This window comes from Neisseria sp. P0021.S007, assembly GCF_051956855.1.
In genome coordinates, this window is the sequence record NZ_JBQCXA010000002.1 from 376,455 (window position 1) to 390,910 (window position 14,456).

General features: G+C 51.0%; 10 protein-coding genes. 8 read left to right on the plus strand and 2 right to left on the minus strand.

Annotation, left to right across the window (positions count from 1 at the left end; all coding sequences use genetic code 11):
• Positions 1-3: 3 nt before the first annotated feature.
• The 3 genes from lptB to hpf all read left to right on the plus strand — a co-directional run bounded on the left by lptB (position 4) and on the right by hpf (position 2,623).
• A complete protein-coding gene (lptB, locus tag ACTHUR_RS04835; protein WP_003679854.1) occupies positions 4-738 on the plus strand; it encodes an LPS export ABC transporter ATP-binding protein in 735 nt (244 codons plus the stop codon).
• Positions 739-903: 165 nt separating this feature from the next.
• A complete protein-coding gene (gene rpoN / locus ACTHUR_RS04840; RefSeq protein ID WP_004518851.1) occupies positions 904-2,259 on the plus strand; it encodes an RNA polymerase factor sigma-54 in 1,356 nt (451 codons plus the stop codon).
• Between the two features lie 49 nt (positions 2,260-2,308).
• A complete protein-coding gene (hpf, locus tag ACTHUR_RS04845) occupies positions 2,309-2,623 on the plus strand; it encodes a ribosome hibernation-promoting factor, HPF/YfiA family (protein WP_004518850.1) in 315 nt (104 codons plus the stop codon).
• A 73-nt stretch (positions 2,624-2,696) separates the two neighbouring features.
• Here the strand turns inward: hpf and ACTHUR_RS04850 are convergent, their stop codons facing one another.
• Together ACTHUR_RS04850 and pgi are read right to left on the minus strand one after the other, a co-directional pair.
• Positions 2,697-3,947 carry an AmpG family muropeptide MFS transporter gene (locus tag ACTHUR_RS04850; RefSeq protein ID WP_191620593.1) on the minus strand — a complete coding sequence of 417 codons (1,251 nt, stop codon included), beginning with the start codon at positions 3,945-3,947 and terminating at the stop codon, positions 2,697-2,699.
• A gap of 233 nt (positions 3,948-4,180) precedes the next feature.
• Positions 4,181-5,821: a glucose-6-phosphate isomerase gene (pgi, locus tag ACTHUR_RS04855; RefSeq protein ID WP_070695292.1), complete on the minus strand. Its 1,641-nt coding sequence runs from the start codon at positions 5,819-5,821 to the stop codon at positions 4,181-4,183.
• 258 nt (positions 5,822-6,079) lie between these two features.
• Here pgi and ACTHUR_RS04860 point away from each other — a divergent pair, with 258 nt between their 5' ends.
• The 5 genes from ACTHUR_RS04860 to ACTHUR_RS04880 all read left to right on the plus strand — a co-directional run bounded on the left by ACTHUR_RS04860 (position 6,080) and on the right by ACTHUR_RS04880 (position 14,429).
• Entirely contained in the window at positions 6,080-7,123 is a 1,044-nt protein-coding gene (locus ACTHUR_RS04860) for a LacI family DNA-binding transcriptional regulator (protein WP_049344511.1), read from the plus strand.
• Positions 7,124-7,317: 194 nt separating this feature from the next.
• A complete protein-coding gene (locus tag ACTHUR_RS04865) occupies positions 7,318-8,640 on the plus strand; it encodes an MFS transporter (RefSeq protein WP_049344509.1) in 1,323 nt (440 codons plus the stop codon).
• A gap of 208 nt (positions 8,641-8,848) precedes the next feature.
• The gene (parC, locus tag ACTHUR_RS04870) at positions 8,849-11,152 is read left to right on the plus strand and encodes a DNA topoisomerase IV subunit A (protein WP_004518843.1); all 2,304 of its coding nucleotides are present in this window, start codon (positions 8,849-8,851) and stop codon (positions 11,150-11,152) included.
• A 69-nt stretch (positions 11,153-11,221) separates the two neighbouring features.
• Positions 11,222-12,808: a two-component system sensor histidine kinase NtrB gene (locus ACTHUR_RS04875; RefSeq protein ID WP_004518842.1), complete on the plus strand. Its 1,587-nt coding sequence runs from the start codon at positions 11,222-11,224 to the stop codon at positions 12,806-12,808.
• Positions 12,801-14,429, plus strand: coding sequence for a sigma-54-dependent transcriptional regulator (locus tag ACTHUR_RS04880; protein ID WP_004518841.1), 1,629 nt, complete (start codon positions 12,801-12,803; stop codon positions 14,427-14,429). Before ACTHUR_RS04875 ends, ACTHUR_RS04880 begins: the two co-directional genes overlap by 8 nt.
• Positions 14,430-14,456: the final 27 nt, after the last annotated feature.

The following is a 14,456-nucleotide window of genomic DNA, read 5'->3' on the forward strand; positions in this document are numbered from 1 at the left end:
AATATGAGCGCAAACAACAGCCGTCTTGTGGTTCAAAACCTGCAAAAAAGTTTCAAAAAACGCCAAGTCGTCAAAAGCTTCTCCCTTGAAATCGAAAGCGGCGAAGTCATCGGCCTGCTCGGCCCCAACGGCGCGGGTAAGACCACCAGCTTTTACATGATAGTCGGCCTGATTGCCGCCGATGCAGGCAGCGTAATGTTGGACGGCCAAGAATTGCGCCACCTGCCCATTCACGAACGCGCCCGCCTCGGCGTTGGCTATCTGCCGCAGGAGGCCTCGATTTTCCGCAAAATGACCGTGGAACAAAATATCCGCGCCATTTTGGAAATCAGCATGAAGGACAAAAGCCGCATCGATGCCGAACTTGAAAAACTGTTGGCAGATTTGAATATTGAGCGCCTGCGCAACAACCCTGCGCCGTCCTTGTCCGGTGGCGAACGCCGCCGTGTCGAAATCGCGCGCGTGTTGGCCATGCAGCCGCGTTTCATTTTGTTGGACGAACCTTTTGCCGGCGTTGACCCGATTGCCGTCATCGATATTCAGAAAATCATCGAGTTCCTCAAATCACGCGGTATCGGCGTATTGATTACCGACCACAACGTGCGCGAAACCCTCAGCATCTGCGACCGTGCCTACATCATCAGCGACGGTACGGTATTGGCTTCAGGCAAGCCGGATGATTTAGTCAACAATGAACAAGTCCGTTCGGTTTATTTGGGTGAAAATTTCAAATATTGAATGCATATTTGACGGTATATGAGACCCTCATTTCAATTGAGGGCGGCTATAAATATTGGAATAATCACTAAAAATACAAATATAATACCGATAAACTAATCTTTCAGACGGCCTGCCGTATAAAGGCCGTCTGAAAAACTATCCATACATTTCGAATTAAACACTATGTCTTCACTCGTCCTTAAACTCAAACAGACCCAGCAGCTCAACCAGCGGCTGCAACAGTCTCTGCGCATCTTGCAGATGTCGGGTCTTGAGCTTGAGCGCGAAGTGGAAGACTGGTTGTCAGACAATCCTCTGCTTGAGCGTCCGGAAAGCGATGAATTTGCCGATAGCGGGCTCAACCGTGCGGTAACCATGCCGCGCGCAGGTCAGCAGTTGAGCGGCGACGATGCCGAAGATATTTGGAGCAACATCGCCGAAGAAGAGGATTTCAAACACTATCTGCATGCCCAAGTGTGCGAGCATCCGCTCTCGCAAGTGGAAGCGGCCTATGTTCACGTCTTGATTGATTTTTTGGACGAACAAGGCTACCTCACCGACAGCCTCGAAGAAATTATCGACCACACGCCGTTGGAATGGATGCTGGACGAAGAAGCCCTGCAAAACGCGCTGGATGTATTGCAAACCTTTGAGCCGCCCGGCGTGGCGGCGGCGGATTTGACCGAGTCGCTTATGTTGCAGTTAATGCGTTTGCCGGCTTCTCCTGCCCGACAAATGGCCGCGCATTTGGTGCAAAGTTCGCTTCAAGACTTAGGCAAAAACCGCAAACAAAACGTTCTGCGTTTCCGCAAACTTTATCCCGATACCGACAGCAAAACCATAGAAGCCGCGCTCGATATGATTGCCGGGCTCAATCCCTATCCAGCCTACGGCTTCGCCTCTGCCACGCCTACGCCTTATATTCAGCCTGACGTTTGGGTCAAAGAGGGCAAGGACGGCTGGGAAGTCATCAGCAACGAAGCGGCTTGGCCGAAGCTGCAGCTCAATCAGGAATATTGCGACCTGATGAAATCAGAGGAAGAGGGCGCACCGGAGTGGAAGGAAAAAATCAACGAAGCCAAGCAGCGCATTGATTCTTTGGAGCTGCGTAAAAGCACTGTCCTCCGCCTTGCCGAGTATATCGTCAAAAATCAGGAAGATTTTTTCATCTTCGGAGAAATCGGCCTGTCTCCCATGCTGATGAAAGATGCCGCCGCCGAATTGGGTTTGGCGGAAAGTACCATCTCGCGTGCCGCCAATCAGAAATATTTGTCTTGCCCGCGCGGCCTGTTTGCGTTACGCTATTTCTTCACACAGGCAGTCAATGCCGATGATGATGGCGAAGGGTTCAGCCAAGGCGCAATCAAAGCCGTATTGAGCCAGTTGATTGAAAGTGAAGACAGCAGCAAACCCTATTCGGACGAGACCCTCGTCAAATTATTAAAACAACGCGGCATTGAAATTGCCAGACGTACAGTTGCTAAATATAGAGAATCATTAGACATCCCACCGGCACACAAACGAAAATTTACCGAGTAGATATATTCCGATCCGTTTTGACGGACTAACCAACCGAAGGAGCTGTATCATGAATCTGAAAATCACCGGTCTGAATTTTGATGTTACCGAAGCCATCAAAAACTACGTTTCCGACAAGTTGGCACGAATCAGTCGCCACGCCGACAACATCATTTCCGTGACCATCACGCTCTCGGTGGAAAAAGTCAGCCAGAAAGCCGAAGCCGATGTGCATTTGGCAGGCAAAGATTTGCACGTTGAAGCGATTGAACAGGATATGTATGCCGCGATTGATGTTTTGATGGACAAACTCGACCGCGCTGTTTTGAAACATAAAGAAAAAAGCGGCGATGTCCGCAGTACTGTCAAACCTGCTGCCGAATAAAGTTTTTGTATGATAAAGGCCGTCTGAATATTCAGACGGCCTTTTGTTTTGCTAGATGTTTTAGACTGGCAATCTAGTTACTCACTTTTTCACCATTCCACGGTGCCACTTTAAACAGCAGCAACATGCCCGGTATGCCCAAAGCGAAACACAGCCAGTAGAAATTGAAGTAGCCCATCGCTTCAATCAGATAGCCTGCCGAAGCATTGATAAATGTACGTGGAACGGCTGACAGGCTGGTAAAGAGGGCTAATTGTGTGGCCGTAAATGCAGGATTGGTTTCACGAGCCATGTAGGCAACAAACGCCGCTGTACCCAGACCTACGCCCGCTGCTTCTGCCCCAATCACGGCCGCAAGCATCATTTGCTCTGTCAGTGTGATGGTTTCAAACTTGCCAAAATTTGCCAACCAAGCAAAGCCTAGAATAGTAACCCATTGCGCCACGCCGAAAATCCACAAAGCTCTATTGATACCGAGCTTTATCATCCAAATACCGCCTACAATACCGGCAATGACAGCAGGCCATAAACCGGCATTTTTGGCGATGAGGCCGATGTCGGTTTTGCTGAAGCCTATGTCCAGATAAAAAGGTGTAGCCAAAGAAGTGGCCATGCTGTCGCCCAGTTTGTAGAGAAAGATAAACAGCAATACCAATATGGCCTGTTTGATTCCTTTGCGGGAGAAGAACTCACTGAAAGGGTCAGAGACTGTTTGGGCAAATGTACGCGACACAGATGGTGGAATGTCAGGCTCTTTAGCTAAAAACAAGGTCATCAGCAGACCGGGCAGCATAAATAGTGCAGTAATGATGAATACGTTGTGCCAAGGCATCAAGTCGGCCAAAATCAAGCTGAGCGATCCGGGTACCAAAGCGGCGATACGGTAGGCGTTGACGTGGATAGAGTTGCCTAAGCCTAATTCTTCATCTGACAAAATTTCGCGGCGAAATGCATCCAATACAATATCTTGGCTGGCAGAGAAAAAAGCGACCACCAACGATAAGCCCATAATTACATATAAATGCTGAGCAGGATTTAGGAAGGCATAAATGAGCAAGGTCAGCAGCAAACCAATTTGCGTAACCAGCATCCAACCGCGTCGCCGTCCTAAAAAAGGTAATCTGACCAAATCAATGACGGGAGACCAGATAAATTTCCAAGTGAAAGGCAGCCCGATAAGTGCCATCAGGCCGATGGTTTTCAAATCGACATGTTCGCTGCGCAACCATGCCGGAATCAGGTTGATCAGAAAATAAAGCGGCAACCCCGAAGTGAAGCCTGTGAAAATGCAGATCAGCATTTTGCGCGAGAAAATTCGCTGCATAGTGCTGGTTTGGGGTGCGTTGGTCATAGTGGAATCAATAAAAAAGAAAAGGGATATTGTAGCAAAGATGGGGGATATGGCGAATGAACTTCTGCTATCTTTATTGAATAATAAAAGGCCGTCTGAAACTTTGACAAATTAAGTTTCAGACGGCCTTTTGTTGGAACAAGCCGATAGGTTTTTGAAATGTCCGTAAGACAGGCAGATATGTTTGTTTTACGGATATTTTATTTTCAGACGGCCTTCGATGCTGCGTTGCAGTTGCGGTAGAAGGCAATCAGACCGTTGGTGGAGCTGTCGTGTGCCGGGGTGCCGCGTTCGAGTTCGGGTTCGATGGTTTTGGCCAGCTCTTTACCGTATTCCACGCCCCATTGGTCGAAGGGGTTGATACGCCAAATTACGCCCTGAACGAAGGTGCGGTGTTCGTAGGCTGCCATCAGCATGCCGAGGTTGAAAGGTGTCAGGCTGTCGATGAGCAAGCTGTTACTCGGACGGTTGCCGGGGAATTCTTTTTGCGGCGCAAGACGGTCGCGTTCGTCTTGGGGCAGTGCGGCCAATTCGACTTGTACTTCGTCTAAGGTCTTGCCTTTCATCAGCGCTTCGGCTTGGGCGAAGGCATTGGCAACAGTAAAGCGGTGTTGGCGGTGGTTGCCGTAGATTGTGGTCATGGGGACGATGAAATCAACGGGAATCAGACGCGTACCTTGGTGCAGAAGCTGGAAGTAGGCATGTTGGCAGTTGACGCCTTCATCGCCGAAGACAATGCCGCCGGTGGTGCAGGAAACGGGTTGGCCGTCTGAAGTACGCTGTTTGCCGAGGCTTTCCATATCGAGCTGGTTGAGCCATGGGGTAAAGAGGCGCATATTGTGGCTGTATGGGACAACGGTTTGGCCGTCTGAATGTTGGAAGTTGTTGTACCAAACATTGATGAGTGCCATCAGGACGGGAATGTTGCGGCGGAATGGGGCCTCGAAGAAATGGGTGTCCATCGCGTGTGCACCGGCCAGCATTTTGCGGAATGCTTTTTCGCCGACTGCAACCATCAGCGGCAGGCCGATAGGCGACCAGACGGAATAGCGGCCGCCGACCCAGTCGGACATAGCAAAGACTTTGTCGGGGGAGATACCGAAATTTTGGGCTGCGGCCACATCGGCGGAAATGGCGCAGAAGTGGCGGTAGATGCCGGAATCAGGCAAACCTGCATCACGGTACCAAGTACGCGCCGCATAGGCATTGAGCAGGGTTTCTGGTGTGCGGAATGATTTACTGGCAATGCTGAATACGGTGGTTTCGGGGTTGAGACCGAGAAGGGTTTGGGTCAGGTCGGCATCATCGGAGTTGCTGACAAAGTGGACGCGGATGTTCTGCCAATAGGGTTGCAGCGCCTGTGTGGCCATGCGCGGGCCTAAATCGGAGCCGCCGATGCCGATGTGAACCAGGTCGGTAATCGGTTTGCCGGTAATGCCTGCGTGGGTGCCGTCTAAAAGTTGGCGTGCGAACTCGAGTGCGCGGTTGAGTTCGTGATGAACATTGGGCACGATGTTTTCGCCGTCAACGTAAACAGGTTTGGCATTGGCAGGCAGGCGCAGAGCAGTGTGGAGAACGGCGCGGTGTTCGCTGGTGTTGATTTTTTCACCGCTGCTCATGGCCTGCATATATTGTGGCAAATCGGCTGCTTCGGCCAGTTGGCACAATAAATCAAGGGTATTTTCATCCAGACGGTTTTTGCTGTAATCAAATAACAAACCGTGCAGAATTTCGTGCATATTGTTGAAACGTTCGGCATCTGCAGCGAAACGTTCGCGCAGGGTAACGTGTTGCGTATCGGCATGATGGGCTTCCAAGGCCTGCCATGCGTCTGAGTATGCGGTCATCTCGTTTCCTTAGTATGTAACGGTAAAATAAGCAGGATAGATAGGTATTTCCTGCTTTTTTGTAGTGGCTTGTAGTTTAACAAATTTGAACAGGTTTTGGGAGGTGGCGGGGGTGTTTTTGTTTAAGAAATGTATGCAAAATGAAAAAGAAATGATTGATTATCATCAAGTTTCTGTAAAAAAAAGGGGTATGACACCGATGTCTGCTGTGTTATCCTATGTAACATTATTGAAATCTTGTCGGGACGGGTCCGTAAGATGGCTACAATTTATGATGTCGCTGCTTATGCCGGGGTATCTCCCAAGACGGTCAGCCGGGTGATTAACGGCGATGCGCCGGTCAGTGATAAAACCCGTTCTAAAGTAGAAACAGCGATTGCTGCTTTGGGCTATATCCCGTCTTCTGCGGCGCGGATTATGCGGTCACACCGTTCCGGCTTGGTCGGTCTGATTACCGGCGCCATTTCGCGGACAGGCGAGAATACGGGCGGACACGGCATACCGGATATGTTCTTGATTAAGGGCATTCAGCAGCAGATTCGTGCACAAGGCAAGATTTTGATGATTGCCGACATCGACAACAAGCCAGGGCAGCCCGGTCAGATGGAGCCGCTGATCCGTACCTTTATGGAGCATCGTGCCGAGGGGATTTTATATGTGGCCGGTTTCCATCAGGAAGTATTGCTGCCGGAAGTGCCCAACCGTTGCCCGATGGTGTTGGTCAACTGTTTCGATTTGGCAGGTACGCCGTCGGTTTTGCCGGACGATGAAGCAGGGCAGTATGGCTTGGTGCGCCGGATTATCCAAAGCGGACACAAACGGATTGCTTATGTGACTTTGCAGCCGGGCGTAGAAGCAACGAGATTGAGATTGGCCGGATACCGCCGGGCTTTGGCGGATGCGGATATTGTCTTCGATCCTGATTTGGTGCAAACTGGTTATCCTGACTTCAGCAATGACAGCGGATCTTTGATTTCGGCTATTTTGAAACTGTTGTCTTTGACGCTTCCGCCGACGGTCATTTGCTGCGGTAACGATGAAATGGCAGTACGCGTGTACGGGATTTTGAGGACGCGCGGCGTGCGGGTTCCCGAGCAAGTTTCGGTTGCCGGCTATGATAACCACAGCGCGATTGCGGAGACGCTGTTTCCGCCGTTGACCAGTACCGAGCTGCCTTATCTGCGCATGGGCGCGATGGCGGCGGATTTGCTGTTTCAATACATTGAACACCCGACCGGCTCGGTTCAGTCAGTCAAGGTCGTTGGGGAAACCATCTGGCGTCAGTCTGTGATTAATAAATAGTTTCAGACGGCCTGAAAATAAGCTTTAAACAACGCAAACACACATCAAAATAAGATTATGTAAACGGTCAAAATAAAGGCCGTCTGAAAACAGGATTGCCTCATTAAAAAGGCGGCCCAATACAATAAAAGCGTCATACCGCTGAAATTGGAGTTTGTTGTTTCCATAGTTTATTATCCAGGAGTAGCCTTACTATGAAAATCTCCCCACAAGTGGCGATGACACTTCGCCAGATTATGCTGATGAACTTCGGTTTCTTCGGTATTCAATATAGCTTCGGGTTGCAGCAAACTGCGATTAACCCGATTTTCAGCTTTCTTCATGCCGATCCGAGCCAATTGCCGATTTTGAATATGGCAGGCCCGATTACCGGTTTGCTGGTGCAGCCGATGATTGGTGCGATGAGTGACCGCACTTGGGTGCCCGGATTGGGCCGCCGCCGTCCGTATTTCTTGATTGGCGCCATTGGTTGCAGTCTCTGTCTCTTTATCTATCCGCACGTTACCGCCTTGTGGGTGGCCGTATTGCTGCTGTGGCTCTTGGACATCAGTAATAATACTGCAATGGAACCTTTCCGTGCCTTCATTGCCGATACCGTTCCTGAACACCAGCAATCCACCGGTTTCTTGATGCAGTCTGTGTTTACCGGCTTGGGCATTACCCTGGCCAACGTTTCCCTCTATATCTTCCAACAAATCGGCTGGTTGCAACAAACTTCCGAAGCAGGCATTCCGTATTGGGTATTCGGTTCGTTTTATATTGGTGCGGTCTGCTCCATCGGTTCGGTTTTGATTACCGTTTTATCAACGGCCGAACGCGAGCCCAGCCCTGAAGAAATGGCGGCCATTAAAGCCCAGCCGAGCGGTCCGGCCCATGCTGTTAAAGATATTGTCGTTGCCGTGCGCGAAATGCCGACTGCCCTGTGGCAACTGGCCTTGGTGTATCTCTTCCAATGGTACGCGCTCTTCATCTACTGGCAATATATTTCCCACAGTATCGTCCAATCCGTCTGGGATTCGACCGTTGAAAATACCGAAGCGTATAGCCAAGCGGTTGCATGGACCGGCCTGGTAAACGGTTTTTACAACGTGATAACCTTTATCTCCGCCTTTGGCCTGATGTGGATGGCGCGCAAATACGCCGCCAAATATGTTCACGCCTTTGCCGTAACCCTTGCCGCACTAGCCTTGCTCACCATTCCGCACATCGGCAACAAATACCTGATGTTTGCGCCGATGATTGGTTTCGGTGTCGGTTGGGCAAGTATGATGGGCGTGCCGTTTATGATTGTGGTCGGTTCTATTCCGAAAGAACGTTACGGCGTGTACATGGGTATTGTGAACATGATGATTGTGATTCCAATGCTGATTGAAACCGTATCTTTCGGCTGGGTGTACAGAACTTTCTTGGGTTCAAACCCTGCCAACGCGATGACTTTTGCCGGTGTTTCCCTGGCCATTGCCGCAGCGGTGACCTTAACCATTAAAACTGCGGCCAAACCGGCTACTGCAGAATAACGAAGTTTTGATTTAAAACCAAAATGAAAAGGCCGTCTGAAACATGAAAGGGTTTCAGACGGCCTTTTTTGTCGAAACGGATTCCATTTGCTGACCTGATTCGGAAAGCCTTATTGTCGCTGCGCTACCGTTCATCACTCAAATTGGCTATGACTACCGATTTTGCTTTACAATATCCTTCTTTAATTTATTTCGTTTTACCATCCTGATGACAGAACACATTTCCGCTCCAAGTCCATCTCCTGTCGGTGAAGACTACCTGCTGTTAGGTCAATACGCCGAACGCGCCTATCTCGAATACGCCATGAGCGTGGTCAAAGGCCGCGCGCTGCCTGAAGTTTCAGACGGCCAAAAGCCTGTACAACGGCGTATTTTGTTTGCCATGCGCGATATGGGTTTGACGGCGGGGGCGAAGCCGGTGAAATCGGCACGCGTGGTCGGCGAGATTTTGGGTAAATACCATCCGCACGGCGACAGTTCTGCCTATGAAGCGATGGTTCGCATGGCGCAGGATTTTACCTTGCGCTATCCCTTAATCGACGGCATCGGCAACTTTGGTTCGCGCGACGGCGACGGGGCGGCGGCGATGCGTTACACCGAAGCGCGGCTGACGCCGATTGCGGAATTGCTGTTGTCCGAAATCAATCAGGGGACGGTGGATTTTGTGCCGAACTACGACGGCGCGTTTGACGAACCTGTACACCTGCCCGCCCGTCTGCCTATGGTGTTGCTCAACGGTGCGTCGGGCATTGCGGTGGGTATGGCGACCGAAATCCCATCGCACAATTTAAACGAAGTCACACAGGCGGCGATTGCGTTGTTGAAGAAACCGACGCTGGAAACCGCCGACCTGATGCAGTATATCCCTGCGCCCGATTTTGCCGGCGGCGGTCAAATCATCACGCCGGCAGACGAATTGCGTCGGATTTACGAAACCGGCAAAGGCAGCGTGCGCGTGCGTGCGCGTTATGAAATCGAGAAGCTGGCGCGCGGACAATGGCGCGTGATTGTGACCGAGCTGCCGCCGAACGCCAATTCCGCCAAAATCCTTGCCGAAATCGAAGAACAAACCAACCCGAAACCGAAAGCGGGAAAAAAGCAGCTCAACCAAGACCAGCTCAACACCAAAAAGCTGATGCTGGATTTAATCGACCGCGTGCGCGACGAGTCAGACGGCGAACATCCTGTGCGTCTTGTATTTGAACCAAAATCCAGCCGCATCGATACGGATACTTTCATCAACACGCTGATGGCGCAGACTTCTCTGGAAGGCAATGTGTCCATGAACTTGGTAATGATGGGTTTGGACAACCGCCCTGCGCAGAAAAACCTGAAAACGATTTTGCAGGAATGGTTGGATTTCCGCGTCGTTACCGTAACACGCCGTCTGAAATTCCGTTTGAGTCAAGTGGAAAAACGGTTGCACATCCTCGAAGGCCGTCTGAAAGTCTTTCTGCACATTGACGAAGTGATTAAAGTCATTCGTGAATCAGATGATCCGAAAGCCGATTTAATGGCGGCGTTCGGGCTGACCGAAATCCAAGCCGAAGACATTTTGGAAATCCGCCTGCGTCAGTTGGCGCGATTGGAAGGGTTCAAACTCGAAAAAGAATTGAACGAGTTGCGCGAAGAACAAGGTCGTCTGAATATTCTTTTGGGCGACGAAAACGAAAAACGTAAGCTAATTATCAAAGAGATGCAGGCGGACATGAAGCAGTTTGGTGACGCGCGCCGCACGCTGGTGGAAGAGGCCGGACGCGCCGTGCTGACACAAACCACCGCCGACGAACCCATCACGCTGATTCTGTCGGAAAAAGGCTGGATACGCAGCCGTGCCGGACACAACCTTGATTTGAGCCAAACCGCGTTCAAAGAAGGCGACCGCCTCAAGCAAACCATCGAAGGCCGCACGGTTTTACCCGTCGTCATCCTGGATTCATTGGGCAGAACCTATACGCTTGATGCCGCCGAAATCCCCGGCGGACGCGGCGACGGCGTGCCGGTTTCATCCTTAATCGAGCTGCAAAACGGCGCGAAACCCGTCGCCATGCTCACTGGTCAGCCCGAACAGCATTACTTGCTTTCAGGCAGCGGCGGCTACGGCTTTATCACCAAGTTGGCCGATATGATCGGACGCGTGAAAGCGGGTAAAGTGATCATGACCGTGGACAGCGGCGAAACCGTCCTGCCGCCGGTTGCCGTCTATGCTTCTTCGCTGATCAATCCCGACTGCAAAGTCGTACTGGCCAGCAGCGACCACCGTCTCTTGGCGTTTTCCATCGGCGAACTCAAAGTCATGCCTAAAGGCCGCGGTTTGCAGCTGATGTCGTTGGCTGAGGGTGCATCTTTGGAACACATTATGGTGACGACCTCTCCTGAGTTTACCGTTGTATCGGTCGGCCGACGCGGCGCAGAACATCAGGAAAAACTGCGTATTGCCGATATTGACGGCAAACGCGGTAAAAAAGGCAAGGTATTGGAAATATCAGGCCGTCTGAAAAGTTTGTCCTGAAACAAGAACAAATATATCTAAATAAATTAAATTTATACGACATTGCATGATAATAAAAAAGGTTCACTTATGAACAGAGCCAATCTTCAAGAACTGGGTAATCTGAGGGAGCGGATTCCCGGTGTAATCAACATTGCCCGAATAGCCATCGTCTTGCCGCTTTTGGTTTTGCACGCGTTCGGCAGCTACACGGGTGGCAACCTGATTGGCGTTTCGTTGCCGGCCGTTGAGTTTTATATCTGGGTAACGCTGTATTTCTTCCTGATTATGCTCTCCGTGCTCCGCCCGGGCTGGCAGTGGCAGTCTTTGGATTTGCCCAATGCCAGTGCCGTGGTCGACATCACCATGATGATGGTTTTGGTGTATATCTCCGGCGGTACGGCTTCTGGTTTCGGAATTTTGGTTTTGCCGTTTGTCGCCACGTCGTGTCTGCTCAGTTATGGCCACTATCCTATGCTGTATGCAGGCTATACGGCAATGTTGTTTATTTTGAACCTGTTTTTAGACGGCAGTATGCGTTTCGATTCATTTAATTGGGATGCAAAATCAGTGGCGAATTCTTTGATGCTGATCGGCGCCAGCTATCTGGTGGCGATGCTGACCTCGTTTGCCGCCCGTTATCTGGAGCAGGCCACAGAGTCCGCCAGCCGCCATCAACTGGCCTACCGCCGTATCAGCGGCTTGAACCATTTGGTTTTGAACCGCGTACAGGAAGCGGTTGTGGTGATTGATGCGACCCAACGCGTGTGGCTGTTTAACAAACAGGCAAAAATCTATTTCCCCAGCCTGATTATCGATCAGCAGGAAATCGTGTTCGGCGAACTGGTGGCTCGCTGGCAGCGTCAACCCGACAAACCTTTTGAAACCGATATCCATATTTTCCAACACGCCATGCACGTCCGAGCCGTTCCGCTGATTCAGGAGCAAACCGAGCTGCTGATGTTGTACGTCCGCTCATTGCGTGAAGTGGCTGCGGAGGCCATGTCCACCAAGCTGACTTCGCTCGGACAGTTGACTGCCAACCTCGCCCACGAAATCCGCAACCCGATGTCCGCCATCCGTCATGCCAGCGATTTGTTGCAGGAAGGCGATGAGGCAGATCCGCTCAAGGCCAAGCTCTACAACATCATCGACAGCAATATCCAACGTATCGACAAGATGTTGGAAGACGTATCCCTGCTTAACAAACGAGACAACATCAGCCGCCAGCCGATTAATCTGATGAAATTCTGGTTAGAGTTCAAGCAGGAATTTACCTTGAATAATCCCGATGCCATCGGTTGTCTGCGTATGAATATGGACGGCAACAATCTGACCGTATTGGTTGACCCCATGCATTTGCAGCAAGTGATGTGGAACTTGTGCAACAACGCTTGGAGACACAGCCGTCAGGACGAAAACGCCATTACCGTCCTTATCCGTTCAAGCGGCAGGATGCATATTTCCATCGTCGTGGCGGACAACGGCAAAGGCGTGCCGCCCGATGTACGAAATCATTTGTTCGAGCCGTTTTACACCACCGAAAAACAAGGCACCGGCTTGGGGCTTTACGTCGCACGCGAGTTGGCACACGCCAATATGGGGCAGCTGCATTATCACCCTGAAATGAACGGGTTTGAATTGATTTTACCGAAGGAGCAAGCGCAGGATGAATAAATTGCAAGAGCCGGTTTTGGTTGTCGATGACGAGGCAGACATCCGCGACCTGATGGAAATGACCCTGATGAAAATGGGTCTGCACGTCGATACTGCGGCTGGTGTTGAAGAGGCTAAAGACAAGCTGGACAACAACGATTATTCGCTGGTGTTGACCGATATGCGTATGCCTGACGGCTCCGGCCTCGAGGTTGTCCAATACATCGATGAACTGATGCTCGATACGCCCGTCGCCGTGATTACGGCTTTCGGCAATGCCGACCAAGCTGTTGAAGCCTTGAAAGCAGGGGCGTTTGATTATCTGCAAAAACCGATTACGCTGTCGCAGTTGCGTTCATTGGTTAAATCGGCAGTGTCGGTTTCAGACAATACTGCCGAACCCACGCCGTCTGAAAAAGTCAAATCGCAGCCTGCGCCTGTTTCTGCCGCCCTGTATAAACCCGAACCTCAGCCGGCTAAGCCTGTCGTTACGCCTCCTAAGAGCGTACAGAGTGAATTTAACCGGCCTTTGACTGTTCCGGAAGGGCTCAATTCCTTAAAAGAGCGTTTTTCGGCCGGCAGCATCAATCCTGCTTTGCAACAAGACGCACCTGTATTGGAAGGCGAGGACGATATGCCGCGCCTGTTGGGTACTTCGCCGCAAATGGTCGAAGTACGCCACCTGATTCGCAGATTGGCCCGCAGCCTTGTTCCTGTTTATATCTCCGGTGAATCCGGTACGGGTAAAGAGCAGGCGGCGCGCACGATTCACGAGCTGTCCGACCGCGCCGACAAACCATTTATTGCCGTCAACTGCGGTGCCATTCCTGAAAACCTGATGGAAAGCGAATTTTTCGGCTACAAAAAAGGCAGCTTTACCGGTGCGGATCAAGACCGTTTAGGTTTTTTCCAACACGCTGACGGCGGCACTTTGTTCCTTGATGAAGTTGCCGATTTGCCACTTGCCATGCAGGTCAAACTCCTGCGCGCCATTCAAGAAAAAGCCGTGCGTCGTATCGGCGATGCGCGGGAAACCTTTGTGGATGTGCGCATTATTTGTGCGACCCATAAAAACCTCGAAGCTTTGGTTGAAAGCGGCGCATTCCGTCAGGACTTGTATTACCGCCTCAACGTAGTCTCTCTGCATATGCCGCCTTTACGCGAAATGCGCGAAGACTTGGGCGCGCTGATTCTGTATCTGCTGTATAAACACCGTCACGGCAATCAAACCTACAAACTCAGCCCGAAAGCCCAAGAAGCCCTGTTGCATTACAGCTATCCCGGCAACTTCCGTGAGTTGGAAAACATCCTCGAACGCGCCGTTGCGCTAACGGTAGGCCAAGTGATACAAGTGGACGACTTGCAGATTCAAAATGCTCCGCAGGTTAAGGCAGAACGCAGCGGCTTCTCTTTTGACGATATTGCCGAACCCGACGCGCGTGAAACTACGCTCAATCACAGTCCCATTCCACCGTTTGATCCACGCACCATGCAGATACAGGATTACCTCGACCAAGTGGAACGCAGCATCATCGAGCAGGCTTTGCAGCAAACCCGTTACAACCGTACCCAAGCCGCCAAGCTTTTGGGCATCAGCTTCCGCTCTATGCGCTACCGTATGGAACGCTTGGACATCAATTAAAACGTTCAGACGGCCTGAGTTTTCAAG

Coding starts and splice junctions, on each gene's coding strand:
- lptB (WP_003679854.1), top strand. CDS start 4: ATGAGCGCAAACAACAGCCGTCTTGTGGTTCAAAACCTGCAAAAAAGT.
- rpoN (WP_004518851.1), top strand. CDS start 904: ATGTCTTCACTCGTCCTTAAACTCAAACAGACCCAGCAGCTCAACCAG.
- hpf (WP_004518850.1), top strand. CDS start 2,309: ATGAATCTGAAAATCACCGGTCTGAATTTTGATGTTACCGAAGCCATC.
- ACTHUR_RS04850 (WP_191620593.1), bottom strand. CDS start 3,947: ATGCAGCGAATTTTCTCGCGCAAAATGCTGATCTGCATTTTCACAGGC.
- pgi (WP_070695292.1), bottom strand. CDS start 5,821: ATGACCGCATACTCAGACGCATGGCAGGCCTTGGAAGCCCATCATGCC.
- ACTHUR_RS04860 (WP_049344511.1), top strand. CDS start 6,080: ATGGCTACAATTTATGATGTCGCTGCTTATGCCGGGGTATCTCCCAAG.
- ACTHUR_RS04865 (WP_049344509.1), top strand. CDS start 7,318: ATGAAAATCTCCCCACAAGTGGCGATGACACTTCGCCAGATTATGCTG.
- parC (WP_004518843.1), top strand. CDS start 8,849: ATGACAGAACACATTTCCGCTCCAAGTCCATCTCCTGTCGGTGAAGAC.
- ACTHUR_RS04875 (WP_004518842.1), top strand. CDS start 11,222: ATGAACAGAGCCAATCTTCAAGAACTGGGTAATCTGAGGGAGCGGATT.
- ACTHUR_RS04880 (WP_004518841.1), top strand. CDS start 12,801: ATGAATAAATTGCAAGAGCCGGTTTTGGTTGTCGATGACGAGGCAGAC.